Raw genomic sequence first — 26,442 nt, forward strand, 5'->3', positions numbered from 1 at the left:
GTATCTACCATGGGAGAATCAGCAAGGTTGTAGTCGATAGTCGCGGTACTTATTTTATTGTTGACCAAGGCAAAAGCACTGCTGTGACAGTGCTTCTGGACAATTATCAAGTATGGCCATGGAAGACGGGGAGTAAGCCGGAAATAGGCGGAATTCAGCCCGCTATCGAATTCGCTTCGAACTTTGGCGCAAGTCAAGAATTTTACTTTCAGTGTCGTCGAGTCGAATTTGGTTTAGGCATCTACCTAACCAACTGTTTGGCTTTCCCGCCAGCCGTTGCAATATCAAAATCTAGTCCTGAACTCATCAACGAAATTGATTCTGGCGAAGTCTTTAATGACTTGATCAAAGCCAGAGCTTCCGAAAGCTGGGTACGCCCACCATCAGCCCGAAGAAACCATTCAGTGACATTGCAAATTGGTATGGCTACCGACGGAAGGATCACTTCGGTAGACATTGCGAAGTCGAGTGGTGACGAACCTTATGATCAGTCTGTTGTGGCTACCATTAAAAATATTGGGCGGCTACCGGAAGCGCAAGAAATCAAACCAAGCGATCTAGCCAAATATCGGCTATTTAAGATGTCATTTACACCGGATGACTTGGCTTTATAACCGGTATCATGGCAGGCTAGTTGCATTAAAGAAAAAAACATCCCTGCAACCCCCTCCCAATCAAAACCCCCACAAGCCGTTTTGGGCGCAGTAAGCTGCTGGTCGCCACCCTCGCATTGCCGAAAACTTAAAAACCGGCCACGACCCTTGCAAGCGGCTTGCAGCCCCATCAAATTAGTCAGGCTGACATTAGCTCTTCTAACACCGTTAATTCTTTTTCCTTGAATGATAATTTCGAAAACCCAAAACGTCGATATGTTTCACCCGTGCCAAAATGCTTATCCCTAATCTTCGCCAGATAACTCAGATGCTCAAAGCACTCTGCAAACGCCTGCTTGTCGTCACGCTTCAAGAAGTGCGGCCTGATGAACTGTACCGTGCCACCTGTAAGCTCTTGCCAGCGGCATTCGAATAACTTCCACATGCCGGTGTGCCCGTCACCCGAAATCAGCCCCAAATTGCGCTGCAAGGTCTGGAACCCGAAAAACAAATGGTAGTGGGCGTTTTCGGCCTTACCAATTTCCTTGACCCATCCATGAATGAATCGTTTGTGGTTACTCCAATCGTTTGAACCAAGATCAGCCTTACACTTTCTGATGTACCGACTGAGCATTGTATTTTCATGCTTATGATTAGGTGTATGAACTGCCGAAAAATGCAAGTCGAGTCGAACAATCGTGATGCGGGAATGATAGCTTTGCAGGCTCATCAGCTGGTCGCGTGTACGGCCTAAAATTACCGGGTACACCCCGTGCCCCTTGGCTTTATTGGCATTTACCTTCAACCCCTTGAACCTATCATTGAAGCTTGCTTTCATTTTCATTTTTCGATTTGTTTCCTGTTCTCGTTAATTGTTAGTATGATGATTATAATATATAAAATGTTATTGGAACTAATTAGTGGAATACATATAGATATTAAAATGGTGCACGCAGCTGAATACTCCCCAAGCATTGCTGTTGGCGGTTATGGGTCGGCTTTATGATCGGACAAAAGAGGGTATTGCTGTTTGCACCCCTGAATGATAACGCACCAGCATCACACCACTAAACATTCAGAAAAAATAAGTTCTGGTGTCCGCATCGGATACGACTAAATCAATAGATTGTTATTGTCCCGTAGCAATCGGCGAACAGCCACAGCTAACTGCCGACACCATCTTCAGCATTGAGTAGTCGCTTCAAAGCACAATCGAAGTAGCACATTTCGGATGATGGATGCTGACAAGGGGCAAGGGGCAAGGGGCAAGGGGCAACACGGTAGAGTGGTACAAAACAGTAGTACAATCCAGAATGCAAAAACCCCGCAAACCGTTGATTTGCGGGGTTTTTCTGAATGTGGCGGTGAAGGAGAGATTCGAACTCTCGATACAGTTTCCTGTATACACACTTTCCAGGCGTGCTCCTTAAGCCACTCGGACACTTCACCGTTTCTCTTCAAACATGTTCTGTCTGTCGAGGCGCGCTAATGTAGTCGAAAGCTTTTCTGATGGCAAACATTTTTTTCAGAATTTTCATGCGCTTAACTCGCTTAGCTGTTTCTGGTTGCCCTGGGTAATGGCAAACCGGCCAATCTCCGGCCTGGCGCCTACCTCTATATAGCTGGCGGTGCGCGGCTGGCGTGCCGGGTGACGCTTGCCGACGGCGTAAAGGGTGACCGGCGAGTCAGTCACGGCGCTTTACCTGGCCGGTGGCGGTGAGTAACTTCTGCCCTACTTTATTGAAAGGATTAGCGTCATGAGTGAGTTGATTTCCTACCACCTCGAAGACGGTATCGCGACCCTGACCTTGAGCAACGGCAAGGTCAATGCCATCTCTCCGGACGTGATTGCGGCGTTCAACGCTGCGCTGGATCAGGCGGTGACTGATCGCGCGGTGGTGATCATTACCGGTCAGCCAGGGATTCTGTCGGGCGGGTACGATCTGAAGGTAATGACGTCCGGCCCCAAGGAAGCCGTGTCACTGGTGACATCCGGCTCGACGCTGGCCCGGCGCCTGTTGTCGCACCCCTTCCCGGTCATCGTCGCTTGCCCTGGGCATGCGGTCGCCAAGGGCGCGTTCCTGCTGCTGTCGGCGGATTATCGCATCGGTGTCGACGGTCCGTTCAGCATTGGCCTGAACGAAGTACAGATCGGCATGACCATGCACCACGCCGGTATCGAGATTGCTCGTGATCGCCTGGGCAAATCAGCCTTTCAGCGTTCCGTGGTCAACGGTGAGATGTTCAATCCGCAAAGCGCCGTGGCTGCCGGTTACCTGGATGCCGTGGTCGCGGCCGAAGAGCTGCAGGGCGCGGCGCTGGCGGCGGCTCGCCAGTTGAAGAAAATCAACATGACGGCCCACAAGAACACCAAGCTGAAAGTGCGCAAGGCGCTGCTGGAAGCCCTGGACAACGCGATCATTCAGGATCAGGAACATTTGGGCTGAGCCCGATGCCGTAGAAACTCAAGGAGCCCGACCGTCGTGTCGGGCTTTTTTTACGCGCCGTGTTGAAAAGGCCGGGATCGCTCTAGGACAAATCTGACCCGGCGCTTGGAAACATGTACTCAAACATCGCCTATCTCCCGCTTCTATAGTGGCAATTGCCGAAAACAGTGCACATCCGTACACTGCGCCACCTTTTGTCCCGGTGGGGCCTGCAAATGCTGTTCGCTTTACGTATGTCATTGATGGGCCTTCACTTTATTGTGGCGGGTGTGCTGGGCGTAGTGCTTGGCCTGTGTCGCCCGTTCAATCCGGACAACAGTCGCCTGTGCGCACGCCTCTATGCGTGGCCAGCGATGTGCATTTTGCGCCTGCGGGTAAAAGCCGACGTCGGGCCGTTGATGGATAAACCCGACAGCTGCGTGATCATTGCCAACCACCAGTCCAACTACGATTTGTTCGTGTTTGGCAATGTGGTGCCCCGCCGTACTGTGTGCATCGGTAAAAAGAGCCTGAAATGGGTGCCATTGTTCGGTCAGTTGTTCTGGCTGGCCGGCAATGTGTTGATCGACCGCGGCAATGCGCAGAAGGCGCGCCAGTCGATGTTGACCACCACCCATACCCTGCAAAACGAAGACACTTCGATCTGGGTCTTCCCGGAGGGCACGCGCAATCTGGGCGAAGAGCTGTTGCCGTTCAAAAAAGGCGCCTTCCAGATGGCCATCGCGGCCGGGGTACCCATCGTTCCGGTGTGTGTCAGCAGTTACGTCAAACACATGCGATTGAACCGCTGGCGCAGTGGGAAAATTCTGATCCGTTCCTTGCCGGCCATTCCTACCGCGGGTTTGAGCCTGGATGACATGCCCCTGCTGATGGCCCAGTGCCGCGAGCAAATGCGCGAATGCATCGATTCGATGGATCGGCAACTGCAAGCGGCCTGAAATAAAAACCCGCCAGCGGCGTAATGCAGCCTTGGCCATTTGGTGCTTCGCCAGCTACAGGGACCAGGGACGCTCGAAATCAGGCCGGTTGATAGGCCGCCTCGCTGTTGCTTTGGCTTTTATCTTCTTGCCCCTCGAGAGGCCGAGCGCAGGTTCTGCGCGTGCGGCCTGAGAGGATCGCTTTTTTTTTGCTGGATTTTTTTGGCGTACATATCCATTGCTGCGGTAACGGCCACTTATGGTTTCGCCCTTACGGCGAGTCCCTTTTTCAAACGCCTGTACGGACCGGACACAAACGCCAAAAAGGAACCAAAAGGCTTTGCCCCACCACTCGGTGCCTCGCCTGGGCTCGGCATGCCCTCTCTCCGGCATTGCTCCGTGGGTCGCCGCGATGGGCCATCCCTGGCCCAGCGCGGCTAAACCGGCATCCTGCCGGTTTACCCACTGCGCAATGCTTGCGTTCGGCCATCGTGGTTTAACGGGGCGCCCAAATCTGAAGCAAAAGCGAGGCGGCCTGACAGCCGACCTGATTTCAAGTGAACACGTTCTGATCGTTCCCACGCTCTGCGTGGGAATGCATCCTGTGACGCTCCGCGTCACCGTTGCGCATGGCTCACGTCATGCGTCGTCAGCGGAACGCGGAGCGTCCCTGGCGGCATTCCCACGCGGAGCGTGGGAACGATCCCATCGCGGACAGACCTGCAATCAGGTCGGCTACCAGGCCGCCTCGCTTTTGCTTTTGCTTTGGCTTTTGATTTTCTTGCCACATCGAGAGGCCGAGTGGAGGTCCTGCGCAGTGGGTAAACCGGCATGGATGCCGGTTTAGCCGCGCTGGGCCAAGGATGGCCCAGCGCGGCGGGCCCACGGAGCAGGACCGGAGCGAGGGCATGCCGAGCCACAGCGAGGCACCGAACGCCAGGGGCAAGAGCCCTTGGTTACTTGGGGCTCTTCCAAGTGACTCGCTGTAAGAGCGAAACCATAGGTAGCCGTTACCGCAGGAATGGATATGTACTCCGTCAACAAAATCCAGGTCGGCTGTCAGGCCGCCATCGCTGGCAAGCCAGCTCCTACAAAATTTCACTGACTCTCAAGTAGCAGACAAGGCTAAGCTGAACGCTGCCTGCCACGGCCATTTGCCATAGAAAGCTGCCAATAAGAAGTGAATCACCATCATGGGTAGAGTTGTTGCTGCTGCGGTTTACAGCGCTGGTAAGAAAGTCACCAACATCACCCTCGACGAAGGCGCGGCCTGGGCTGCAAAGCCGGGGCACTTTGTCTGGATCGGCCTTGAAGAGCCGAACGCAGAGGAACTGTACAACCTGCAACGCCAGTTCAACCTGCATGAACTGGCCATTGAAGACGCCCTGGAAAAACACAGCCGCCCGAAGCTTGAAACCTTCGGCGATGCGCTGTTCATCGTCACATATTCGCCGATACGTGAAGACGGCAAACTCAAATTCATCGAGACCCATATCTTTGCCGGCAACGGCTACATTATTACCGCGCGCAACGGTCATTCGGCCTCCTACGCCTATGTGAGGCAGCGTTGTGAGGCGCGTCCACTGTTGCTGGAGCACGGGGAAGATTTCGTACTCTATGCCATCCTCGATTTCGTCATTGAAAATTACCAGCCGATGGGCGAAGCGATTCATGCCGAGATCGATGAGCTGGAACGTAACGTCATGTGCAGTTCCCTGAACGAGCGCGACATTCAAAAACTTCACAGCCTGCGCCGCGACGTATTGCGCTTGCGCCGGTTTGCGGCGCCGATGGTGGAGATTGGCGAGGAACTGCAAAAGCTGAACTTCCCCTTCATCGACAAGAACATGCGCCCGTACTTTCGCGATGTGCAGATTCATGTGACGCGCCAGATGGAAGACCTGACGACCCTGGCGGACATTGCCAGCCAGACCATCGAGGTCGGGGTCTTGCTGGAAGCCTCACGCCAGAGCGTGGTGCAGCGCAAGTTTGCGGCGTGGGCGGCAATCCTGGCGTTCCCGACGGCGGTGGCCGGGATTTACGGGATGAACTTCCAGAACATGCCGGAGCTGACCTGGCATTACGGGTACTTCGGAGTGCTGGGGTTTATTGCGGTGGGGTGTGTGGGGTTGTGGGCGAGCTTCAAGAAGTCGGGGTGGTTGTAGGCGAGACCGAGGTGTCTGGGACAATCGCGAGCAGGCTCGCTCCCACATTGGATCTTCGATGCAGCACAGATCAGTGTGGGAGCGAAGTTTTTAGGTTTTAAACGGTTTCTGGCTTATGTGCCACAAACCGCATCATCCACTCGGCGACCGTAGCGCCGTGGTGCTCATGCTCCAGGCTGGCCATGCCTTGCGAATAAATCTGCTCGCCCAGCGCCTGCTGGCGAATTTCCAGCAACGCTCGGGAATAGTCGTGGATGAATTCCGGATGCCCCTGGAAGCACAGCACCTGATCGTTGATGTGGTAGGCGGCAAACGGGCAGAAATCGCTGGAGGCTATCACCGTGGCGTTTTCCGGTAGCGAGGTGACCTGATCCTGGTGACTGATCAACAGGGTCAGCTCTTCCTTCACCGGGCTCATCCATGGCGCCTTGGCGGCGAGTTTGTATTTATGGGTGCCAACGCCCCAGCCTTGCGTCGCACGTTCGCTTTTGCCACCCAGCAGCAGCGCCAGCAACTGATGGCCGAAGCACACGCCCAGCAGCTTGTCGCCACGTTCGTAGCGGTTCAGCAAGTAAGTCCTGAGCGTTTCGATCCACGGGTCGGTGCCAAAGGAATCGGCCTTGCTGCCGGTGACCAGATAGGCGTCAAACGTCAGGTCATCGCTGGGATACTCGCCCTGCATCACGTTGTAGACGGTGAATTCGGCGGCGATGGGTTGCTGCGAAAACAGGTGTCTGAACATCTGCCCGTAGCCCTGATATTGGTCAACCAACTCCGGACGCAGGATGTCGGTTTCCAGAATGCAGATGCGTAACGACATAAAAAATACCTGACACATGATGGGAATAATGCACACCCTAGAGCCTGCCTTGAAACACCGTGACAAGGCAAGCCCCGCAGTGTGTCACCGATCCCTAAAACTCCTCCCCTTTGGCGGCTTTTTCCAGCAGCAAGGCCGGCGGTGCAAAGCGCTCGCCATATTGCCCGGCCAGATACTGAGCGCGGGCGACGAAGTCCTTGACCCCGTACTGATTGATGAATTGCAGTGCACCGCCGGTCCAGGCGGCGAAGCCGATGCCGAAGATCGAGCCGACGTTGGCATCCGCCGTCGAAGTCAGTACGCCCTCCTCCACACAGCGCACGGTTTCGATGGCTTGCACGAACAGCAGGCGATCGCGCACATCCTTGGGCGAAATCTGCCCGTCAGCCTTTTCAAAGCGGGTTTTCAATCCCGGCCATAAATGCTTTTGGCCACCGGCCGGATATTCATAGAACCCACCCCCGGCGGCCTTGCCTGGACGCTTATATTCGCTGAGCAGCAAGTCAATCACGGCGTACGCCGGGTGCTCGATCAGCGCTTTGCCTTCTGCCTGCAAGTCTTTGGCGGTTTGCTGGCGGATATGGCTCATGAGGCTGAGGGAAACTTCGTCGGAGATCGCCAGAGGCCCGACTGGCATGCCGGCCTTGCGCGCCTCGGTCTCGATCATCGCCGCGCAGACGCCTTCACCCAGCATGGCAATGCCTTCATTGGTGAACGTGCCGAACACCCGGGACGTGAAGAAACCCCGACTGTCGTTGACCACGATCGGGGTTTTTCTGATTTGCAGGACGAAATCAAACCCGCGAGCCAGGGTTTCGTCGCTAGTACTGGCACCCTTGATGATTTCCACCAACTGCATTTTTTCCACGGGGCTGAAGAAATGCAGGCCGATGAACTTGCTCGGGTCCGGCACCGCCGTGGCCAGGCCACTGATCGGCAGGGTCGAGGTGTTGGAGGCGATCAGCGCATCCGCGCCAACCACTTTTTGCGCGGCCGATGAGACCTTGGCCTTCAACTCACGGTCCTCGAATACCGCTTCGATAATCAGATCGCATCCCGCCAGTTCGGCATCGTTTTCGCTGGTATGGATGCGCGCCAGCACGGCTTCACGTTGCTCGGCGCTGATCTGCCGGCGCGCCACTTTCTTGTCCAGCAACGCCGCCGAGTGCGCCTTGCCCTTCTCGGCCGCCGCGAGGTTGATGTCCTTGAGCACCACGTCGATACCGGCCGACGCGCTGACAAAAGCGATGCCCGCCCCCATCATCCCGGCACCGAGCACGCCGACTTTTTTCGTCACATAAAGCGCGAAGCCTTGAGGACGCGAACCTCCGGCATTGATTTGGTTGAGCTGGAACCAGAAGGTGCCGATCAGGTTTTTCGAGACCTGGCCGGTGACCAGCTCTGTGAAGTAACGGGTTTCAATCAGGTGCGCCGTGTCGAAATCCACCTGGGCGCCCTCCACCGCGGCACACAGGATTTTCTCCGGCGCGGGCAGCGTGCCCTGGGTTTTACTGCGCAGGATCGACGGCGCAATCGCCAGCATCTGCGCGACTTTCGGGTTCGACGGCGTGCCACCGGGAATCTGATAGCCCTTCACGTCCCAGCGCTGAACCGCCCTCGGGTTGGCAGTTATCCAGGTGCGCGCCTTGCTCAGCAGCGCCTCGCGATCAATCGCCAGGTCATCGATCAAACCCGCCTGCAAGGCCTGCTGCGGCCGGAGTTTCTTGCCTTCGAGTAGGTACGGCAGGGCTTTTTCAATGCCGAGCATGCGCACCATGCGCACCACCCCGCCGCCACCCGGCAGCAGGCCGAGGGTCACTTCCGGCAGGCCGAGTTGCACGGATGGATCGTCCAGCGCTATGCGGTGATGGCAGGCCAGGCAGATTTCCCAGCCGCCGCCCAACGCCGCGCCATTGATCGCGGCGACCACTGGTTTACCGAGGGTTTCCAGGGTGCGCAGTTGGCCCTTGAGGGTCAGCACCATGTCGTAAAAAGCTTTGGCCTGGGGTTTGCCGACCTTGATCAGCTCATTAAGATCGCCACCTGCAAAGAAGGTTTTCTTGGCCGAGGTGATGATCACTCCCGCGATGCCGTCCTTGTCGGCCAGCAGACGGGCGACACAGTCAGCCATGGCCTCGCGGTAGAGCGCATTCATGGTATTGGCGCTCTGGCCCGGCATGTCGATGGTCAGGACGACGATCTGGTCCTGGCCTTTTTCGTAGCGAATGGCTTGGCTCATAAACAGGTTCCTTGAAGTCCGGGCTCAGAGGCGTTCGATGATGGTGGCAATGCCCATGCCGCCGCCGACACACAAGGTCGCCAGGCCATAGCGCAGGCGTCGGGCTTGCAGTTCATCGAGCAGCGTGCCGAGAATTGCGCAGCCTGTGGCGCCCAACGGGTGTCCCATGGCAATGGAACCGCCGTTGACATTGACCTTGTCCGGGTCGACGGCCATGTCCTTGATGAACTTCAATACCACCGAGGCAAACGCCTCGTTGACCTCGAACAGATCAATGTCTTCGACCCGCAGCCCGGCCTTGGCCAACGCCTTGCGGGTGGCCGGCGCGGGGCCGGTGAGCATGAGGGTCGGGTCGGTGCTGGTGACCGCCGTGGCGACGATCCGCGCCCGTGGCTGCAAGCCCAGCGCCCGGCCCTTGGCTTCGGAGCCGATCAACATCAACGCGGCGCCGTCGACGATCCCGGAACTGTTGCCGGGGGTGTGCACATGATTGATACGCTCCACTTGGCTATAGACCCGCAGCGCGGTGGCGTCGAAACCCATTTGCCCGATCATTTCGAAACTTGGCTTGAGCTTGCCCAGGCCTTCCAGGGTCGATTCGGCGCGGATGAACTCATCATGATCGAGCAGGATGATGCCGTTCTGGTCCTGCACCGGCACCAATGAGTTTTTGAACGATCCATCGGCCCGCGCCCGTGCGGCTTTTTGTTGCGAGTGCAACGCGTAGGCATCGACGTCCTGACGGCTGAAACCTTCAAGCGTGGCGATCAGGTCGGCGCTCACACCCTGAGGGATGAAATGGCCGTGCAGGTTGGTTTCCGGGTCCAGCGCCCACGCCCCACCGTCGCTGCCCATAGGCACTCGCGACATGGTCTCGACGCCGCCGACCACCACCAGGTCTTCGAAACCGGAACGGACTTTCATCGCCCCCAGGTTCACCGCCTCCAGCCCCGAGGCGCAGAAACGATTGATCTGCACACCGGCCACGCTGACGTCCCAATCCGCCACCTGGGCCGCGGTCTTGGCAATATCGGAGCCTTGATCGCCGATGGGCGTTACGCAACCGAGGACCAGATCATCGACCTGGCTGGTGTCAAGGTCGGTTCGCTGTTGCAGCGCCGTGAGCAAGCCGGCCACCAGGCTCACCGGCTTGACACTGTGCAAGGCGCCACTGGCCTTGCCTTTGCCACGGGGCGTGCGTAAAGCGTCGAAAATCAAAGCTTGGGTCATGACGTCCTCGAACCTGACTGTAGGAGCTGCCGAAGGCTGCGATCTTTTGATCTATACCAAAGAGCCTCCACCTTATTCCGAGCTGCAGGCGATTCAATGACCGCAGCGCTCAAGGGCATTGACGCTCACGCTCAGACGGACGGTCATCCAACAGTCGGTGAACCGGTTCAGGACACGCAGGTGTCTAGCAAAAGGCCGCCCAAGAAGCTGGCAATAGGCCTCATGCCTTTTTAATAGCATTCAGCGAGAACACCATACTAAATGGATCTAAACCAAGCGTGACGCGGGCTCTAAGGTGAAGGTGTACGAAGTTGTCGTCGGGTTTTGCCGAGGCGCTCGTCCTACAGGAAGTGCAACGTTTGCCGTCATGGAGATGGGCAGGCAGGCATCAGGAAATAACAAAAAAAAGGCGGTCAGCCATGTTCAAACAATCGAAAGTTCGTCAAGCCGGGCTCATTCTTTTCGCCACCACTCTGTTGTTGATTTTGCCGAACCTGACCAAGGTGATCGGTTAGTCGATCTTAAAAAAGACGGCTATCGCCACGTAAATATGTGGCTGGCTCGCTTCCCGGACCAGCGTGGCTGTGCCAACCTTCGTGGCACTTCCACGACATGGATGGCGATCATTTGAAAACGCTCATTGTGTTCGGGGCCCTGCTGCTCAGCACGCCTCTTCATGCCGCACAGCTGAACCTGGAGCTGGGCGCGAACAGTCGCACGTGGCAAACCGAGGAGCTGCTCAAGCACCCTGAGGTTCAGACCATCAGCATCAGCAATGACGTGTCCTACAAGCGTGACATGACCTACCGCGCCGTACCGCTCGCCGCGCTATTGACCGACATCAAGCCTGACGACCACCTGCAAGCCGTGGCGCTGGACGGCTTTGCCGCGGAACTGGCGGCCGCGCCACTGCTTAACACCCAGGGCGCACGTGCCTGGCTGGCGATCAAAGATCCCGCCAAACCATGGCCGCCGCTGTCCGAAGGCAAACACAGCGCCGGGCCGTTTTACCTGGTCTGGACCGATCCGCGGGCAGGCAACATCAGCCCGGAACAATGGCCTTTCGAGGTCGCCAGCATCAAGCGCATGGCCCCCGTGGCCGCGCGCTTCCCTGCCCTGCTGCCAGATCCTGCGCTGAAGGCCGATGACCCGGTCAACCAGGGCTTTGCGCTGTTTCAGAAAAACTGCCTGGCGTGTCATCGATTGAATGGCGCCGGGGATTCACAGTTCGGCCCGGACCTGAATATTCCGTATAACCCGACCGAGTACTTCGGTGCGGATTTCCTGAAGCGCTATATCCGCGATCCGCAGAGTTTACGGCAGTGGCCGCAGGCGAAGATGCCGGGATTCTCGGCCGAGGTGTTGCCGGATGAGGATCTGCGGATGTTGGTGGGGTATTTGCAGCACATGGTCGGGCGCAAGGTAAAGCCGTGAATTTGTGTTATCTGCTCTGGCCCCTTCGCGAGCAGGCTCGCTCCCACATTTGTTCAGCGTAAGACACAAATGCTGTATCCACCGCGGTTCCCCTGTGGGAGCGAGCTTGCTCGCGATGGCAGTGTGTCAGTCACCAATGTTCTGACTGAAAGGCCGCTATCGCGAGCAAGCTCGCTCCCACAGGCTTATTGCGAGGTTCTGAATTACTGCTGTTGTACGGAAATCACTGGCATCGGCGTCGGCGATACGAACACCTTGGCATGCATCTGCTCACACCCACCACCGCGGCGCATCCCACGCACCGGGCAGGCGTCCAGGTAATCGAGCCCTACCGCCAGTTTCAAATGGCGCTCGGGACGGGCCAGTTCATTGGTCACATCGAAGCTGTACCAGGCGTCATCGAGCCAGGCTTCGGCCCAGGCATGGCTGGCCAGATGCTCGCTGTTTTCGCTGTACAAATACCCCGATACATAACGCGCTGGCACGCCCAGGCTGCGGGCACAGGCGAGGAACGCGTGGGTGTGGTCCTGGCACACGCCCGAGCGCCCGGCGAAAGCCTGCGCGGCGCTGGTGTCCACTTCGGTGGCGCCTGGCGTGTAGGTCATATGCTGGTTCAGGCCATGCATCAAGTCGATCAGCGCCGTACGATCGCGGCGCTGTTTGCACGCCTTGTCGGCGAACGCGCGTAGGGCCTGGTCGGCTTCGGTCAGCCGAGTGAAGCGCAGGAACGGCAATGCCGACTGGCTCTCGTGCTCAGCTTCGCGCAACTCGTCGATGTCGACCTGGCCACGGGCACCGATGATGATCGCCTCGTGGGGCTCGTCCATGGTCAGCACATGCAGGATGTTGCCGAACGGATCAAGTTGCGCGCGCACCGGCCGCGGCAGATCGAGCTGCCAGCTGAGCACGTGCTGGCGCTCACTGTCGTGTGGGGTCAGCCGCAGGTACTGGATGCTCGCCCGCACCTGATCCTCGTAGTGATAGGTGGTCTCGTGGCTTATGGAAAGTCTCATGCAGCCTCCAGGTAGGAACTGTGAATGGCGTTACCCAACTGGCGCACCAGCGGGATGAACTCGGTCAGCCAGGCATGCAGGCCTTCTTCGAGGATTTCGTTGATGCCGGTGTAGCGCAATCGCGCGTCCATCTCCGCCGCCAGCCGCTGTGCAGGGCGGCCGTTGGCCCCAGGCAGTTGCGCGAGGATCTGGTCGATTTCTTCGGTGCAGGCCCGCAAGGAGCGCGGAACATCGGCCCGCAGCAGCAGCAACTCGGCCACATGCCGGGCACCGGGTGCGTCACGGTAGATCTCGGTGTACGCCTCGAAAGACGATAAGGCCCGCAGCAACGCACTCCACTGGTAGTAGGCGTGGGCCGTGCCGTCGCTGACCGCTTCGGCCTGATCGCCAGCCATTTCGTAGCGGGCATCGAGCAGGCGCAGTGTGTTGTCGGCCCTTTCGATGAACGTTCCCAGGCGAATGAAGCGGAACGCGTCATTGCGCATGATGGTGCCGTAGGACGCGCCACGGAACAGATGGGACCGTTCCTTGATCCACTCGCAGAAACGGCTCATGCCGTAGCGGCTCAGGCCCTGCTCGGCGATGCCGCGAATCTCCAGCCAGGTGGCGTTGATGTTTTCCCACATGTCGGCGGTGATGCGGCCACGCACCGCATGGGCACTGGCCCGTGCGGCGCCGAGGCAACTGTAGATGCTGGCCGGGTTGGCCGCGTCCAGGGCAAAGAAATGCAACAGCCGTTCGGCATGCAGCTCGCCGTGGCGTTCGAGGTAATCATCCAGCGTGCCAGTAATCAGCAACGGCATGGCCAATTCGTGCAGGCCATTACCGCGGCCATCCTGCGGCATCAGCGACAGCGAATAACTGATATCGAGCATCCGTGCGAGGTTTTCCGCCCGCTCCAGGTAACGCGACATCCAATACAAATCCGAGGCAGTTCTACTTAACATGTCAGGCTTCCTTCAATCCTCGACCACCCAGGTGTCCTTGGTTCCGCCGCCCTGGGAGGAGTTCACCACCAGGGAGCCTTCGCGCAGGGCGACACGGGTCAAACCGCCGGGTACGACCCGGGTTTCGCGGCCAGACAATACAAATGGACGCAGGTCGATGTGGCGTGGCGCGATACCGCTTTCGACAAAGGTCGGACAGGTCGACAGCGACAGCGTCGGCTGCGCGATGTAGGCATGGGGCTTGGCGATGATGCGCGCGCGGAAGGTTTCGATTTCCGCTGCGGTCGCCGCTGGCCCCACCAGCATTCCGTAGCCGCCGGAGCCCTGGGTCTCCTTGACCACCAGCTCTGGAAGATTGGCCAGAACGTGGGAAAGTTCAGATGGATTACGACACTGCCACGTGGGTACGTTTTTCAGGATCGGCTCTTCGTCCAGATAGAAACGGATCATGTCCGTGACGAACGGATACACCGATTTGTCGTCCGCCACCCCGGTACCGATGGCGTTCGCCAACACGACATTGCCAGAACGATAGGACGACAGCAGCCCCGGCACGCCAAGCATCGAGTCGGGATTGAACGCCAGCGGGTCGAGAAACGCATCGTCGAGACGGCGGTAAATCACGTCGACAGCTTTCGGTCCGTCGGTCGTGCGCATGAACACCTTGTCGTCCCGCACGAACAGATCCGCGCCCTCCACCAGCTCGACGCCCATTTCCCGCGCCAGGAACGCATGCTCGAAGAATGCGCTGTTGAAGCGCCCCGGCGTCAGCACCACGACACTCGGGTTATCGATCGGGCTTGAGCTTTTCAGGGTGTCGAGCAGCAGGTTCGGGTAGTGGTCGATCGGGGCAATGCGCTGGGCCGCAAACAGCTCGGGGAACAGTCGCATCATCATCTTGCGGTCTTCGAGCATGTAGCTGACGCCGCTCGGCGTACGAAGATTGTCTTCGAGCACGTAGTACGTGCCATCGCCGTCGCGCACCAGGTCGACGCCGGAAATGTGCGAATAGATATCGCGGTGCAGGTCCAGCCCTTGCATCGCCAACTGGTATTGCTCGTTGGCCAGCACTTGCTCGGCCGGAATGATCCCGGCCTTGATGATGCGTTGCTCGTGGTACAGGTCGGCGAGGAACATGTTCAGCGCCTTGACCCGCTGGATGCAGCCGCGCTCGACCACACGCCATTCACTGGCGGGGATGCTGCGAGGGATGGTGTCGAAGGGAATCAGGCGCTCTGTCCCCTGCTCATCACCGTAGAGCGTGAACGTAATCCCGGCGCGATGAAATAACAGATCGGCCTCACGTCGCCGTTGTGCCAAAAGCTCGTCAGGCGTTTCGGCCAGCCAACGGGCAAACTCCCGATAATGCGGACGGACCTGGCCGCCGGCATCGTACATCTCATCAAAATAGGTGCGGATCATGCCGTACTCCTTGTCACCCGGACATCCAGGCCTTCGCAAGGCCCGTGCCATCGGCAGAAACGCTTAGATTTCAATCGGTTGGATAATCACCATGCGAGTACCGCACCAATCCTGTGCGGCAAATGCCCCAACCTGACTGCCCCCGCTTCATTGCAAGGCGTTGTTGTCGCCCATCACCAGCATAGACTGTAGGCGCCGGCTTGCCGGCTATGGGATCGGCCCTGTTCAATTTTCCCTGGGCAAAAAAGCTTGGGCAAAAACGAAAACGGCCAACCCGAAGGTCAGCCGCTATTGCTGGTTGTCACTGTTCATAAGTTTATGCGAGTCGCCCTCGTACCTCCTGTTTTACACCCCAGCCTTCAATGATGCCGCCCAGAGGCTCGACCACTGCCTCGAAACCCTGTTCGAAATCGCCAATGTCGTCGTAGGTGGCATACATGACTTTGCACAACTCCAGCGCCCAGGCGCCATCGTCGCGCGCACTGACTTGCGCATCCAGGGATTCACCGCGGTGGAAATGACCTGCCGCCCTGCGTGCCCGCTCCTCGTCCGGGAAAATGGCGTAGAACTCGATGGGATGAAACCGGGAAAAGTCGAAACCGCCTTCTTTCATGCGGCGCAGTACACTGCTGCTGATGTCTTCTTGATAGGCTGTGCTCATGAAACGTCCTCCTCAAACTGATGGATAGACTTTCCGTACTCCCTATGTGCATAACCAAACGGTGCGCACCAACCGACAAACATATGCCGACGGGAAACAAGCATGGAGCTGACAAGACCAGACCTTAGCGATCCATTCGCTGATCTCGATTGCAGAGTAGCCCCAAGATAGAGCCGCTGCCAAGGCCTGGTTTTGCTGTCGTCGATGACAAGAAGAGGTTCAGACGGGGGTAATGCTGCGGATTTCAATACTGTGCTGGGTTTTCAGGCTTTTGACGCCTGCATCAGAGGTTCGCCCCTCCAGATCGTTCAGATCCAGTTCGGCGGCCACGGGAAGGAGCCGTTCCTTGATGAGTTTGGCGGCCTGCTCATGATTCGGGCACTCCTCGCACTCGAAGACTTCGTCGATTACTTCACCATGATCATCCACGAAAGTGACTTTCCACTTTTGCATCGGTGCCTCCTCGATAAAACCCATGGATGGGCTTACACCTATCTCGACCCTGAACGCTGGGCAAATGTTCCGGCGAATCAACAATAGCAGGCGTCAAAAAAGTCTGCCTGACGCCGCGCAAGGCGGTGTTGCGCTATGAGATGCGCACATTCCCCCGGGGACCGGCAATGGCCCAGATAATCAGGCCCAGAACCGGCAGCAACAGGATCAACAGCACCCAGAAGATTTTCATCCCGGTCTCGGCGCCACTTTTCAGCACGTTGATGATTGCCCAGATGTCCAAGGCAAGAATGATCAAGCCAACCAGGCTATTGAACGTGGAACCCATGATGACGCTCCCGAAGAATGATATGCCCTCTTAGGATAGCCGGCCCTGACCAGGGTTCCTTTTTTTTGACAGCTTTACCGGTTCAGACGTGGATCGCCACTTTCAAGGCTTCCAGCGAGGGAGCGGCGGCGATGCCGACTTCGGCGCACAACTCGAGTACCCGTGGCACAGCATTGCCGTAGACCAGTACCACTTGCAGTTCATCGTCCAGCAAATGGCTGAAGTTCATCAGCGTGTAACCGCCGTTTTCCTTGTTCAGGCTGCTCATCTGCACCTGGATGCGATTCAGCGCAGTCAGGGCTTCGGTCTTGGCCAACTGCTTGGGTTTGAGATTGAACGCCACCCCCGGGCCGAACGAGGCAACGATCTGGGCAAACAGATCCACATAGGTGTCGGCCTGGAACAGCACGGTCTCGGGCAGACTGCCAACGACTACCCACTCACCCAGCGGGATCGGGAAGCTGTCGTCGTAGTTGATGTCCGGGTTGGCGCTCAGAAAAGCCGCCGGATCAGCGTAAGCCTGGGCCGCTTCGTCAGCGACTTTCTCGATTTCGTCATCGCCCATGCACCCGGAGCTGATGTTGCTGATGAGTTCGATGAGTGCGGCTTTCATGGGGGCGGATCCTGTAGCAAGAGAATTTTCAGGGCGCGCAGGATAGCGCATTACGCCCTGCGATGGCGGCGGGCAAGCAAGGCTCGCAATCTTGACCTGCATCAAGCGTTCAGCCGAAGAGTAGCGGCACAATAATGGCACCTTGCCAAAACTGTTTCCGCTATCAGAGAAGACCTCCATGGGTGCCTGGCTTAGCAACATCTCATTGAAGTACAAATTCTGGGCGGTGAATGCCGTCGCCTTCGTCACTACGCTACTGCTGGTGTTTTACGCCGTGCAACTCGAACAACAAGCCCGCAACCATGCCGCCCGGGTATCGGCCCAGGCCCAGGCGCGATTGCTCGCGGCCTGGCCTGCCGGGCAGCCACTGCCCAAGGCGGAGAATCTGCTGACCTTCGATCACGGCCAGGTACCACGGCTCAACGGACAGCCGCTGCAGGTACTGGCCGATGCCAACGGCTGGGTCGAGATCGATGCGCCGCGGTATTTCGGTGACAACCTGCCGATCGGCGCCGAAGTCTTCACCCGCGCGGATGGCCAGCGGGTCGCGCTGATTGCCCATGGCCCAAGCCTGAGCCAGGTGTTGGGCGAGCGTGTTGCCAACTATGCGCTGGCGGTGTTCATCCTGATGCTGGCGATGCTCGGTGCCTCACAGTTGTTGATCCGTTTTTTGCTCAGTCAGCTCAATACCTTGAAAGACGTGATGCTCCACGTTGAAAAAACCGGCGACCTGTCGGCCCGCGTCCCGCTGACCTGCAGCGACGAAGTCGGGCAGATGGCCAACGCGTTCAACGCCATGCAGGCCGGTTACCAACGCGTGGTCAACACCGTCGCCAGTACGGTCCGGCAACTGGACGACGGCGCTGCACGCCTGGCATCGAGCATGAATGAAGTGCGTCACGGCATGCTTGGCCAGCAGAGCGAAACCGACCAGGCGGCGACGGCCATCAATGAAATGACCGCCACCGTCTATCACATCGCCCAGCATGCCGGTGCCACCCGCGATCTGTCGCAATCCGCCGACACCTTGGCCGGCAGCGGGCAGGAGGTGGTCATGCGGGTGCAGCGATCGATTGCCGGACTGTCTACCGGGGTGCAACAGACCGCCGAGATGATCCAGCGCCTGGCCGAGGACAGCCAGAAGATCAACGGTGTGGTCAATGTGATTCACAGCATTGCCGAGCAGACCAATCTGCTGGCGCTGAACGCGGCGATTGAAGCGGCCCGGGCCGGTGAAATGGGCCGTGGGTTTGCGGTGGTCGCCGATGAAGTGCGCAACCTGGCCAAGCGCGTCCAAACTTCCACCGATGAAATCACCGTGATGGTGTCCGCATTGCAATCGGGCACTCGCGATGCGGTGGACTTCATGCAGGAGAGTTCATTAAAGGCCGATGAATGCGTACAGCAGGCCCAAGAGGCTGGGGCCGCGTTGGCGCAGATCACCGGGGCAGTGGCGCAGATGCGCGAAAGCAACACCCAGATCGCCGTGGCGGCCGAGCAACAAAGCCAGGTGGCCGAAGAGATGAACCGGGCGGTGGTGAGCATCCGCGATGTGACCGAGAATACGGTGCGCCAGACCGTCAGCTCGGCGACCACCAGCGATGAGCTGGCGGTGTTGGCCGGGGAATTGAGCAAGGCGATAGGGCAGCTCAGGCTATAACATCGATATTGAACATGATCCCTATCGCTTCGATAGCCAAGCTTGATTCGCCGCCTGCATTTACCGGGCCTATCCTTCACTCATGAGTTCAACATGGATCGAGGATCGACATCATGGGTAAACGTCACCCCAACCTACCCGCCTGGCAATGGCGTGCGTACCCGAACAATCACCAACACCCGACCAATCTGGTGTTGCACCTGATTGCCGTGCCGTTATTTATCGTCGCCTTTCTGTTGATCGTCACCGGGGTGTTCGGCCTGAACCTGGCAAACTTCGCCATCGGCGTCATCGGTGTGATTGCCGCCCTGGGCTTGCAACGTCACGGCCATACCCTTGAGGCGCAAGCTTCCGAGCCGTTCAGCGATCATAAGGATGCTGTATCGCGCTTGATGGTCGAACAGTTCCTGACCTTCCCACGATTTTTCCTCAGCGGCGGCTGGTGGCGCGCCTGGAAGGAGCGCCACCGTCGTCATTGATCAGCCGAACACCGTCACCGTCTGCCGACTCATGGCAATCAAGCGCCCTTCCACGTCCCACAGCTTCGCGGCGGCATGCCCATAGCCGTCGGCGGCATGCTCGGTTTCAACCAGGTATTTGCACCAGTCCAAAGTGCTCAGCTCCAGCAATGGCTGGACGAATTCGATGGTCCAGGTCAGCGTGCTGCCCATCGCCGGCTTCTTCAGAAACGGCATCAGGGCCGGTGGCCAGGCATCCACCAGCGCCAGGATGTGCGCCTCGGTGACCGGTTCCTCCTTCACATCACCACGCAAGCGCACCCAGCCGCCCATCTGGCGGGATGTGTTGCCGGTGAACGGCAACCCGCCAACACTCCAGCGCATGGCCAGATGCTGCATGAATTGCGGGAGCACGCCCTCGATGAAAGGCAGCTCCTGGCAGTCGTCCCAATGCTTCATCTCTGGCGCCGGCTCCGCTTGCACCGTCACTTGCGATGGACGCGAGGCGCCGAAGCTGCCTTGGACCAGGGTTACTACCTGCCCCCCCTGCATCGCCCGGCCCAGCACCTGGCTGACGGCCTTGCCCTCGCGCAATACATCCACTTCAAAACTGACCGGCACGTCGGGTTCGACCGGGCCGACAAAGGTGATTGCCAGCGAGCGCACCGGCCGGTCCGCCGGCACCTTGGCGCGCATGGCTTCGTATTGCAAGGCAGCCACCAGGCCGCCGAAACTGGCGCGCCCTTGCGCCCATCCGGCCGGGATCGACAGTTCCAGTGGCTGACGGCGGACAGCGTCGAGCAGATCGCAAAAGCGCATGAAGACCTCAAGGAAAGAAAAAGGATGACGGGATCTTAACCAGCCCGCGAAGGCTGTGCAGTGCCTATTCCGGTCAAATTGACTGACAGATGAGCCGCCTGTGCCGTGTCTTGGCCTTGGCGTTGGCCTGTGTAGGAGCTGCCGCAGGCTGCGATCTTTTGATCTTTCTAAGAGCAAAATCAAAAGATCGCAGCCTGCGGCAGCTCCTACAGGGGATTTCAGGTTTTGAAACAGGCCTTGCTGAGCTTGTCCAGTACACGGTCGGCACGCTGTTCAGCCACGGCCATGGTGGTTTGCCAAACGGTGACACAAGGCTGCAAATCCGCTTCCTGCTCGGCCATGGCCAACCATTGCACACAGTCGTGCCAGTCCCCCAGAGCCCCTTGGGCCGCTTTCAACCTGGGCATGGCGGCCTTGGGCAGGCGATCCAGTTCTGGATAGGCGTCGATGCCATAACGCACGCGCTTGATCAGCAGGCGCAAACGATGACGGTCATGGGCCGGATCGTGCAGGGCGGTGTCGAGTTTCTTCCACTGCTTGCCCAGGCGTTTTTCGATGCGCTTGCCGAACCCCTTGAGCAGCCCCTGACGCTGGGCGGCGCGCAGGAATCGCGGGAAGGCATCGAGGATCATCAGCAGCTGCGCAAGCTCGTTACTGGTCGCCACCGCTGGATACGCCTTGGCCATTTGCGCCATGCGCCGCTGCGCGGCTTCTGCTTGATCGTGCTCGAGCAAGTAGGCTGCCAGAACCTCGCGATCACGCAACGGCGTGGTCAAATCGCCCACCCCGGATGCCGCTACTTCCAGCTGCTCGACCCCGGGCAGGCCGCGCAAAGGCCGCAACAGGCTACGCAGCCGGCGTACCGTGGTGCGCAAGTCGTGCAAGGCCTCAGGGTCGGTGTGGGCACTCAAGCGTGCCTGACAGGCCAGCAGACGAATTTCCAGGCCCAGGACCCGGGCCACCAACCTATCGATCATGGGATTTACTCCGTAAACTGCTGCAAGCTGCAAGCAAACTGAATGTAGCTTGCAGCTTATTACTTGTAGCTGCTTCTATCGCCCCGCGCGCGATTCACGAATGTAGAACCGCGCCTTCTCGGCCTTCTTTGAGCAGCCCTCGAAGCCTTCGAACTGCTGCTGGGTCTTGGCCGCGGTCAACAGCGACAATGCCTTGGAGTAGCTGACGTTCCCGGCGAAACCTTCGGCCTTGGCCAGGTCCAGCTCACGCCACGCGGCATCGAGTTGGCTGCCGCAGCTGTCGCGATAAGCGGTTTTGCCGGCACAACCGGCCAGTGCCAGGGCAATCAGTGGCACACAGATCCAGGCTTTCATTTCTTACACCTCAAAGATAGGTAAACGCTCATGCAGGTAGGACGGTCTGGCGGGCAAAAAGTGCCGTCCATCGCCAACCCGAACCCTGCGGCGCGAGAATACCCATCTGCCGCCATGCAGTGTCGAAAAAACGACCCATTCGCGCGGCCGAACGACCTGGCGATTGAAGCGGGCCCCTCGATGGGTGCATTGTTGAACCATTCAAACGAGGGCGATCAATGAAAAAGCGTGTCGCACTGGTGTTGGGCTCGGGTGGAGCCCGGGGCTATGCCCATATCGGCGTCATCCAGGAAATCGAACGGCGTGGCTACGATATCGCCTGTATCGCCGGTTGTTCCATGGGGGCGGTGGTCGGCGGGATCTACGCCGCCGGCAAACTCGATGAGTATCGCGACTGGATCGAGAGCCTGGATTACCTCGACGTGTTGCGCCTGGTGGACGTCAGTTTTCGTCTGGGGGCAATCCGCGGGGAAAAGGTCTTCGGGCGGATCCGCAAGATCGTTGGCGAAATCAATATCGAAGACCTGCGCATCCCCTATACGGCGGTGGCCACCGACCTGACCAACCAGCAGGAAATCTGGTTCCAGGAGGGCTGCCTGCACCAGGCCATGCGTGCCTCGGCGGCGATTCCCAGTCTGTTTACACCGGTGATGCAGGGCAATCGCATGCTGGTCGATGGCGGCATCCTCAACCCGTTGCCGATCGTGCCGGTGGTGTCGAGCCATTGCGACCTGATCATCGCGGTCAACCTCAACTCCACCAACCAACGTCACTATCAGTTGCCGGTAATCCAGCGCCCGGCCGCGTTCAAGACCCGCTTCGACAGCCTGATCAGTTCCCTGGGTTCGAAGATGCCATTCCGGCGCAAGCAGGCCGAACAATTGCTGCTGCTGGAGAAGGAAGCGTTGCTGGCCGAAGCGGCGGAGATCAACCCTTGGGTCGAGTCTGCCAAGCCTGAAGCCCAACAACCGGCGGCCGCGCCTGAACGGGACGGTGCGCCGAAGTCCGCCACCGGGTCGTTCATCATCGACAACGTGGGGCCGGCGTCCCTGCTGGATTTGATCAACCAGAGTTTTGAGGTGATGCAGACCTCGTTGGCGCAATACAAGATTGCCGGGTACCCGCCGGACATCCTGATCAACGTGCCGAAGCGGGTGTGCCGGTTTTTCGAGTTCTACAAGGCGCCGGAGTTGATCGCGCTGGGGCGGGAGATTGCGCGCGATACACTGGATCGGTATGAGAGTGAGCGGGATTCCTGAGATTCTCGATTGAATGTGAGGGCCTCTTCGCGAGCAGGCTCGCTCCCACAGTTGATCTTCGGTGTTCACAATATATTTGTCTGACCCAGATCCAATGTGGGAGCGAGCTTGCTCGCGATGAGGCCGGATCAGGCAACACAAAACTAGAGGCTGCCCTCACTCAACAACCGATACCCCACCCCCGCCTCGGTCACGATGAACCGCGGCTGGGTCGGATCATCCGCCAGTTTCTGGCGCAAATGCCCGACCACGATCCGCAAGTAATGCGTGTCTTCGGTATGGGTGGCCCCCCAGATGTCCTTGAGCAGTTGCTGCTGGGTGATGACCCGTCCGGGATGCCGTGCCAGTTGCGCCAGCACCGCGTATTCCTTGCGGGTCAGCGCGACTTCGCTGCCATCAAGCAATACCCGGCGATAGGCCAGGTCCACCGTCAGCGGGCCGAAGGTCAGCGCCGCTTGCTGGGCCTCGCCCACCGGAGCCTGACGCAACAGCGCGCGAATCCGCGCCAGGAATTCCTGGATGCCAAACGGTTTGGTCACGTAGTCATTGGCGCCACCGTCCAGCGCTTCAACCTTCTGCCCTTCACCGGCACGCACCGAGAGCACCAGCACCGGCACCGTCGACCACTCGCGGAACTCGCGCAGCACCTGTTGGCCGTCCATGTCCGGCAGGCCGAGGTCGAGCACCAGCAAGTCCGGTTTGTTCAACGCCGCTTGCGCCAGGCCTTCGGTACCGGTACCGGCCTCCAGCACTTTGTAGCCTTGGGAAGCGAGGCTGATGCGCAGGAATTTGCGGATTTGCGGTTCGTCATCAATGACCAGGATGGTCGCGGTCTGGCTCATGAATTCACATCAACACAAAGAAGTGGCAAGAGAGTAACGCAAGCACGGTCAGGCTTCACTTTCGGCTCTTAATTTTCAAAGGCTGGCTGCGCCTGCAACGGCAAGTGCAAGGTGATACAGGTGCCGCGCCCCTCAATACCGTCGGCGACACTGATCCGCCCGCCATGGGCGCCGACCATGCCCTGACAGATCGCCAACCCAAGCCCGGTGCCCTGCCCGCCACGGTCACCGCGGGCGGCGGTGTAGAACATGTCGAAAATCTTGTCCCGCTCGGCCTGCGGAATCCCCGGCCCTTCGTCGCTCACCGAGAAGAACAGCTCTGTGTCATCCGCCCCGGCACGCAACTGCAGGCGCCCGTGGGACGGCGAGAAACGTGCGGCGTTTTCCATCACGTTGACCAAGGCCTGCTCGATCAGCGCGGCGTGGACGAACAGCAGCGGCAGTTGCGCCGGCACTTCGGTAGTAACCTGCAACGGGGCCAATACCGCGCGCAGGCGATTGAGCGCACTGCCGACGATGTCCGCCGGCGATACCCAGTCCCGCGCCAGCTTCAACGCGCCGTGACCGAGGCGGGTCATGTCCAGCAGGTTTTGAATGTAGCGATCAAGGCGTTCGGCTTCGTCGCGAGTACCTTCCAGCAGTTCACGGCGATCCTCCAGGGGAATGGCCTCACCGAGGGCCAGCAGGCTATCGATGCTGCCGCGCATGGAGGTCAGTGGCGTGCGCAAATCGTGGGACACCGAGGCCAGCAAGGCACTGCGCAGTTGCTCGGTTTCGCCGTGCAACCGCGCGGCTTCCAGGTCATCGGCCAGTTGTGCGCGGGCCAGCGCCTGGGCCAGCGGCTGGCTCAACGCGGTCAACAACCGCCGACGCTGGCCGCTCAAGGTCTGGCCCTCTTTCGCACACACACCGAGCAGCGCCAGCGGACCATCCTCCACCGACAATGGCCACCACCACCAACGGCCGAACGGCAAAGTCCCGGTGCCCGCGCCCGCCGGTTGATCGTGCTGCCAGGCCCAATCGGCAGCGGCGCGTTCGGCTTCGGTGAATTCCAGCGGGCCACCGGCTTCGACTTTCCAGTCGCTCTGACCGTCGCGGTCGAGCAGGCACAGTTGCACATCGCTCCAGCCGTTGAGGTGCTGGGCCGCCGCGCTGACCACGGCCTGACGATCGGTGGCGGCGGTGAGTTTGCGCGACAGGTCGAGCAGTTCGCTGGTCTCTTCCTGGGTATCACGCAGGGCCTGCAATTGCCGGCGCTGGCGTGCCGCGAGGTTGCCGGTGAGGGCTGCCATCAGCAGGAAGAACAGCAAGGTCAGCACATCTTCTTCGCGCTGGATGTTGAAGGAAAAATTCGGCGGGATGAACAAGAAATCGTAGGTCAGAAACGACAATGCCGCACAGGCCAGTGCCGGGCCAAGACTGCTGCGCACCGCCACCAGCAACACGGCGGCGAGGAACACCAGCGAGATGTTCGGCAACGGCAGCACACTCGCCACCGCCCATGCCAGGGCACTGGCCAATAGCGTCGCCACCACGGCCAAGGCGTAGTCGAACCATACCAGCGACTGCATCGAACGCTGGCGTGGCTGATGCTGTTCATGCTCAGTATCGAGCACGTTGATTTCCAGCCCGCGGGCATTGCGCAGCAGGCGCGCCGCCAGGCCGCCACCGAACAATCGACGACGTAGACGCGGCCTCGACTGGCCGACCAATACCAGGCTGGCGCGGCGTTCGGCGGCGTGCTGGATCAGGGTTTTGGCTACCTCGCCGGCTCGCAGCAGCACCACTTCACCGCCGAGGCGCTCGGCCAGTTGCTGGGCACTTTGCAGGCGTAGGCGCGACTGCTCGTCACGCAAGCTACCGTTATCCACATGCACCAGGCTCCACGGCAGATGCCGACGCTGGGCGACGCGACTGGCATGACGCACCAGGCGCTCGGCCTGGGCATCGCCATCGACGCCGACCAACAAGCGACCGCGCACTGTTGGCGCCGCTTGTCCCATCTGGCGATAGCCTTGGGTCAGGTCGTTATCGACCTGGGCGGCGGCCGTTTGCATCGCCAGTTCGCGCAGGGCGGTAAGGTTGGTCTGGGAGAAAAACGCATCGATCGCGGCCCGTGCCTGCTCCGGCACGTAGACCTTGCCGTCGCGCAGACGCTCGAGCAACTCCCGTGGCGGCAAGTCGATCAGCAGCAGTTCGTAAGCTTCCTGCAGCACCCAGTCCGGCAGGGTTTCGCGCACCTGCACGCCCGTGATGCCGCGCACCTGATCATTCAGGCTTTCCAGGTGCTGGACGTTGACCGTGGTGTACACGTCGATGCCCGCGGCGAGCAGTTCCTGAATGTCCTGCCAGCGTTTTTCGTGACGGCTGCCGGGGGCGTTGGTATGGGCCAGTTCGTCCACCAGCACCAGCCTGGGCTTGGCCGCGAGCAGACCGTCGAGGTCCATTTCCTCGAGCTCCACGCCACGGTATTGCGAGCGCACCAATGGCAGTTGCGGCAAGCCGCCGAGCAACGCTTCGGTCTCGAAGCGGCCATGGGTTTCGACCACCCCGGCGATGACTTTCACGCCTTGGCGCAGTTGGGTGTGGGCTGCTTGCAGCATGGCGTAGGTCTTGCCGACACCGGGCGCGGCGCCGAGGAAGACCTTGAGCCGACCACGGCCATCGCGGGGCAGGTCTGCTAACAGCGCGTCGGCGCGGCCGGAATCGCTCATGTTTTATGTTCTCTCTATTGATCGTTCCCACGCTCTGCGTGGGAATGCAGCCCGGGACGCTCCGCGTCCCATCCAGA

At 59.3% G+C, this 26,442-nt stretch carries 25 protein-coding genes, 1 tRNA gene and 1 pseudogene; 9 read left to right on the plus strand and 18 right to left on the minus strand.

Going from position 1 to position 26,442, the window contains the following annotated elements:
- Positions 1-332: 332 nt before the first annotated feature.
- Positions 333-614, plus strand: a pseudogene (locus ACA054_RS24280) (TonB family protein); the annotation flags it as partial.
- A gap of 178 nt (positions 615-792) precedes the next feature.
- Here ACA054_RS24280 and ACA054_RS24285 read toward each other — a convergent pair.
- The 3 genes from ACA054_RS24285 to ACA054_RS24295 form a co-directional block, all read right to left on the minus strand.
- The gene (locus ACA054_RS24285) at positions 793-1,437 is read right to left on the minus strand and encodes a YagK/YfjJ domain-containing protein (RefSeq protein ID WP_497686526.1); all 645 of its coding nucleotides are present in this window, start codon (positions 1,435-1,437) and stop codon (positions 793-795) included.
- A gap of 515 nt (positions 1,438-1,952) precedes the next feature.
- Positions 1,953-2,042 (minus strand) — tRNA-Ser (locus ACA054_RS24290).
- Positions 2,043-2,127: 85 nt separating this feature from the next.
- Positions 2,128-2,286, minus strand: a complete 159-nt coding sequence (locus ACA054_RS24295; RefSeq protein ID WP_497686527.1) for a hypothetical protein — start codon at positions 2,284-2,286, stop codon at positions 2,128-2,130.
- A 64-nt stretch (positions 2,287-2,350) separates the two neighbouring features.
- On the opposite strand from ACA054_RS24295, the gene ACA054_RS24300 reads away from it, so the two are divergent.
- From ACA054_RS24300 to ACA054_RS24310, 3 genes are all read left to right on the plus strand, one after another.
- Entirely contained in the window at positions 2,351-3,040 is a 690-nt protein-coding gene (locus ACA054_RS24300) for a crotonase/enoyl-CoA hydratase family protein (RefSeq protein WP_497686528.1), read from the plus strand.
- A 215-nt stretch (positions 3,041-3,255) separates the two neighbouring features.
- Positions 3,256-3,978 carry a lysophospholipid acyltransferase family protein gene (locus ACA054_RS24305; RefSeq protein WP_497686529.1) on the plus strand — a complete coding sequence of 241 codons (723 nt, stop codon included), beginning with the start codon at positions 3,256-3,258 and terminating at the stop codon, positions 3,976-3,978.
- A 1,172-nt stretch (positions 3,979-5,150) separates the two neighbouring features.
- Positions 5,151-6,122, plus strand: coding sequence for a magnesium and cobalt transport protein CorA (locus ACA054_RS24310; protein ID WP_497686530.1), 972 nt, complete (start codon positions 5,151-5,153; stop codon positions 6,120-6,122).
- Between the two features lie 97 nt (positions 6,123-6,219).
- Here ACA054_RS24310 and ACA054_RS24315 read toward each other — a convergent pair whose 3' ends face one another.
- From ACA054_RS24315 to ACA054_RS24325, 3 genes are all read right to left on the minus strand, one after another.
- Entirely contained in the window at positions 6,220-6,942 is a 723-nt protein-coding gene (locus ACA054_RS24315) for an amidotransferase (protein ID WP_497686531.1), read from the minus strand.
- Between the two features lie 94 nt (positions 6,943-7,036).
- Positions 7,037-9,181 carry a 3-hydroxyacyl-CoA dehydrogenase NAD-binding domain-containing protein gene (locus tag ACA054_RS24320; protein WP_497686532.1) on the minus strand — a complete coding sequence of 715 codons (2,145 nt, stop codon included), beginning with the start codon at positions 9,179-9,181 and terminating at the stop codon, positions 7,037-7,039.
- 24 nt (positions 9,182-9,205) lie between these two features.
- Positions 9,206-10,411, minus strand: coding sequence for an acetyl-CoA C-acetyltransferase (locus ACA054_RS24325; RefSeq protein ID WP_497686533.1), 1,206 nt, complete (start codon positions 10,409-10,411; stop codon positions 9,206-9,208).
- 301 nt (positions 10,412-10,712) lie between these two features.
- On the opposite strand from ACA054_RS24325, the gene ACA054_RS24330 reads away from it, so the two are divergent.
- Both ACA054_RS24330 and ACA054_RS24335 read left to right on the plus strand, forming a co-directional pair.
- The gene (locus tag ACA054_RS24330) at positions 10,713-11,042 is read left to right on the plus strand and encodes a hypothetical protein (protein WP_497690409.1); all 330 of its coding nucleotides are present in this window, start codon (positions 10,713-10,715) and stop codon (positions 11,040-11,042) included.
- Positions 11,024-11,845 (plus strand): c-type cytochrome, encoded by an 822-nt coding sequence (locus ACA054_RS24335; protein WP_497686534.1) that lies wholly within the window; start codon positions 11,024-11,026, stop codon positions 11,843-11,845. The genes ACA054_RS24330 and ACA054_RS24335 overlap by 19 nt, the downstream gene beginning before the upstream one ends.
- Positions 11,846-12,048: 203 nt before the next feature.
- On the opposite strand, the gene ACA054_RS24340 is transcribed toward ACA054_RS24335, so the two are convergent.
- The 7 genes from ACA054_RS24340 to ACA054_RS24370 form a co-directional block, all read right to left on the minus strand.
- Positions 12,049-12,858, minus strand: a complete 810-nt coding sequence (locus ACA054_RS24340) for a transglutaminase family protein (protein WP_497686535.1) — start codon at positions 12,856-12,858, stop codon at positions 12,049-12,051.
- Positions 12,855-13,805 carry an alpha-E domain-containing protein gene (locus ACA054_RS24345; RefSeq protein WP_497686536.1) on the minus strand — a complete coding sequence of 317 codons (951 nt, stop codon included), beginning with the start codon at positions 13,803-13,805 and terminating at the stop codon, positions 12,855-12,857. The genes ACA054_RS24340 and ACA054_RS24345 overlap by 4 nt, the downstream gene beginning before the upstream one ends.
- A gap of 12 nt (positions 13,806-13,817) precedes the next feature.
- Entirely contained in the window at positions 13,818-15,227 is a 1,410-nt protein-coding gene (locus ACA054_RS24350) for a circularly permuted type 2 ATP-grasp protein (protein WP_497686537.1), read from the minus strand.
- A 316-nt stretch (positions 15,228-15,543) separates the two neighbouring features.
- Positions 15,544-15,888, minus strand: coding sequence for a ribonuclease E inhibitor RraB (locus tag ACA054_RS24355; RefSeq protein ID WP_056721847.1), 345 nt, complete (start codon positions 15,886-15,888; stop codon positions 15,544-15,546).
- 219 nt (positions 15,889-16,107) lie between these two features.
- A complete protein-coding gene (locus tag ACA054_RS24360) occupies positions 16,108-16,341 on the minus strand; it encodes a hypothetical protein (protein WP_497686538.1) in 234 nt (77 codons plus the stop codon).
- A 133-nt stretch (positions 16,342-16,474) separates the two neighbouring features.
- Positions 16,475-16,669, minus strand: a complete 195-nt coding sequence (locus ACA054_RS24365; protein ID WP_497686539.1) for a PLDc N-terminal domain-containing protein — start codon at positions 16,667-16,669, stop codon at positions 16,475-16,477.
- Between the two features lie 82 nt (positions 16,670-16,751).
- Positions 16,752-17,282 carry a hypothetical protein gene (locus ACA054_RS24370; protein ID WP_497686540.1) on the minus strand — a complete coding sequence of 177 codons (531 nt, stop codon included), beginning with the start codon at positions 17,280-17,282 and terminating at the stop codon, positions 16,752-16,754.
- A 178-nt stretch (positions 17,283-17,460) separates the two neighbouring features.
- Between ACA054_RS24370 and ACA054_RS24375 the strand changes: the two genes are divergently transcribed.
- The gene (locus ACA054_RS24375) at positions 17,461-18,942 is read left to right on the plus strand and encodes a methyl-accepting chemotaxis protein (RefSeq protein ID WP_497686541.1); all 1,482 of its coding nucleotides are present in this window, start codon (positions 17,461-17,463) and stop codon (positions 18,940-18,942) included.
- Between the two features lie 113 nt (positions 18,943-19,055).
- The gene (locus ACA054_RS24380) at positions 19,056-19,421 is read left to right on the plus strand and encodes an Mpo1-like protein (RefSeq protein ID WP_497686542.1); all 366 of its coding nucleotides are present in this window, start codon (positions 19,056-19,058) and stop codon (positions 19,419-19,421) included.
- On the opposite strand, the gene ACA054_RS24385 is transcribed toward ACA054_RS24380, so the two are convergent.
- The 3 genes from ACA054_RS24385 to ACA054_RS24395 all read right to left on the minus strand — a co-directional run bounded on the left by ACA054_RS24385 (position 19,422) and on the right by ACA054_RS24395 (position 21,550).
- Complete coding sequence (locus ACA054_RS24385) at positions 19,422-20,219, minus strand: acyl-CoA thioesterase (protein ID WP_497686543.1); 798 nt, start codon at positions 20,217-20,219, stop codon at positions 19,422-19,424.
- Between the two features lie 218 nt (positions 20,220-20,437).
- Positions 20,438-21,196 carry a CHAD domain-containing protein gene (locus ACA054_RS24390; protein ID WP_497686544.1) on the minus strand — a complete coding sequence of 253 codons (759 nt, stop codon included), beginning with the start codon at positions 21,194-21,196 and terminating at the stop codon, positions 20,438-20,440.
- A 75-nt stretch (positions 21,197-21,271) separates the two neighbouring features.
- On the minus strand, positions 21,272-21,550 hold the full coding sequence (locus ACA054_RS24395) for a hypothetical protein (protein WP_497635977.1): 279 nt from the start codon (positions 21,548-21,550) through the stop codon (positions 21,272-21,274).
- 218 nt (positions 21,551-21,768) lie between these two features.
- Between ACA054_RS24395 and ACA054_RS24400 the strand changes: the two genes are divergently transcribed.
- Positions 21,769-22,809 carry a patatin-like phospholipase family protein gene (locus tag ACA054_RS24400; protein WP_497686545.1) on the plus strand — a complete coding sequence of 347 codons (1,041 nt, stop codon included), beginning with the start codon at positions 21,769-21,771 and terminating at the stop codon, positions 22,807-22,809.
- A gap of 143 nt (positions 22,810-22,952) precedes the next feature.
- On the opposite strand, the gene ACA054_RS24405 is transcribed toward ACA054_RS24400, so the two are convergent.
- Together ACA054_RS24405 and ACA054_RS24410 are read right to left on the minus strand one after the other, a co-directional pair.
- Positions 22,953-23,651 carry a response regulator gene (locus tag ACA054_RS24405; protein WP_497686546.1) on the minus strand — a complete coding sequence of 233 codons (699 nt, stop codon included), beginning with the start codon at positions 23,649-23,651 and terminating at the stop codon, positions 22,953-22,955.
- A gap of 68 nt (positions 23,652-23,719) precedes the next feature.
- Positions 23,720-26,365 (minus strand): DUF4118 domain-containing protein, encoded by a 2,646-nt coding sequence (locus ACA054_RS24410; RefSeq protein ID WP_497686547.1) that lies wholly within the window; start codon positions 26,363-26,365, stop codon positions 23,720-23,722.
- Positions 26,366-26,442 lie beyond the last annotated feature (77 nt).

The sequence above is a fragment of the Pseudomonas sp. LBUM1653 genome, assembly GCF_059716115.1.

Bases quoted from the DNA above. Each gene is read 5' to 3' on its own strand.
- ACA054_RS24285 (WP_497686526.1), bottom strand. From the start codon at position 1,437: ATGAAAATGAAAGCAAGCTTCAATGATAGGTTCAAGGGGTTGAAGGTA.
- ACA054_RS24300 (WP_497686528.1), top strand. From the start codon at position 2,351: ATGAGTGAGTTGATTTCCTACCACCTCGAAGACGGTATCGCGACCCTG.
- ACA054_RS24305 (WP_497686529.1), top strand. From the start codon at position 3,256: ATGCTGTTCGCTTTACGTATGTCATTGATGGGCCTTCACTTTATTGTG.
- ACA054_RS24310 (WP_497686530.1), top strand. From the start codon at position 5,151: ATGGGTAGAGTTGTTGCTGCTGCGGTTTACAGCGCTGGTAAGAAAGTC.
- ACA054_RS24315 (WP_497686531.1), bottom strand. From the start codon at position 6,942: ATGTCGTTACGCATCTGCATTCTGGAAACCGACATCCTGCGTCCGGAG.
- ACA054_RS24320 (WP_497686532.1), bottom strand. From the start codon at position 9,181: ATGAGCCAAGCCATTCGCTACGAAAAAGGCCAGGACCAGATCGTCGTC.
- ACA054_RS24325 (WP_497686533.1), bottom strand. From the start codon at position 10,411: ATGACCCAAGCTTTGATTTTCGACGCTTTACGCACGCCCCGTGGCAAA.
- ACA054_RS24335 (WP_497686534.1), top strand. From the start codon at position 11,024: ATGGATGGCGATCATTTGAAAACGCTCATTGTGTTCGGGGCCCTGCTG.
- ACA054_RS24340 (WP_497686535.1), bottom strand. From the start codon at position 12,858: ATGAGACTTTCCATAAGCCACGAGACCACCTATCACTACGAGGATCAG.
- ACA054_RS24345 (WP_497686536.1), bottom strand. From the start codon at position 13,805: ATGTTAAGTAGAACTGCCTCGGATTTGTATTGGATGTCGCGTTACCTG.
- ACA054_RS24350 (WP_497686537.1), bottom strand. From the start codon at position 15,227: ATGATCCGCACCTATTTTGATGAGATGTACGATGCCGGCGGCCAGGTC.
- ACA054_RS24355 (WP_056721847.1), bottom strand. From the start codon at position 15,888: ATGAGCACAGCCTATCAAGAAGACATCAGCAGCAGTGTACTGCGCCGC.
- ACA054_RS24360 (WP_497686538.1), bottom strand. From the start codon at position 16,341: ATGCAAAAGTGGAAAGTCACTTTCGTGGATGATCATGGTGAAGTAATC.
- ACA054_RS24365 (WP_497686539.1), bottom strand. From the start codon at position 16,669: ATGGGTTCCACGTTCAATAGCCTGGTTGGCTTGATCATTCTTGCCTTG.
- ACA054_RS24370 (WP_497686540.1), bottom strand. From the start codon at position 17,282: ATGAAAGCCGCACTCATCGAACTCATCAGCAACATCAGCTCCGGGTGC.
- ACA054_RS24375 (WP_497686541.1), top strand. From the start codon at position 17,461: ATGGGTGCCTGGCTTAGCAACATCTCATTGAAGTACAAATTCTGGGCG.
- ACA054_RS24380 (WP_497686542.1), top strand. From the start codon at position 19,056: ATGGGTAAACGTCACCCCAACCTACCCGCCTGGCAATGGCGTGCGTAC.
- ACA054_RS24385 (WP_497686543.1), bottom strand. From the start codon at position 20,219: ATGCGCTTTTGCGATCTGCTCGACGCTGTCCGCCGTCAGCCACTGGAA.
- ACA054_RS24390 (WP_497686544.1), bottom strand. From the start codon at position 21,196: ATGATCGATAGGTTGGTGGCCCGGGTCCTGGGCCTGGAAATTCGTCTG.
- ACA054_RS24395 (WP_497635977.1), bottom strand. From the start codon at position 21,550: ATGAAAGCCTGGATCTGTGTGCCACTGATTGCCCTGGCACTGGCCGGT.
- ACA054_RS24400 (WP_497686545.1), top strand. From the start codon at position 21,769: ATGAAAAAGCGTGTCGCACTGGTGTTGGGCTCGGGTGGAGCCCGGGGC.
- ACA054_RS24405 (WP_497686546.1), bottom strand. From the start codon at position 23,651: ATGAGCCAGACCGCGACCATCCTGGTCATTGATGACGAACCGCAAATC.
- ACA054_RS24410 (WP_497686547.1), bottom strand. From the start codon at position 26,365: ATGAGCGATTCCGGCCGCGCCGACGCGCTGTTAGCAGACCTGCCCCGC.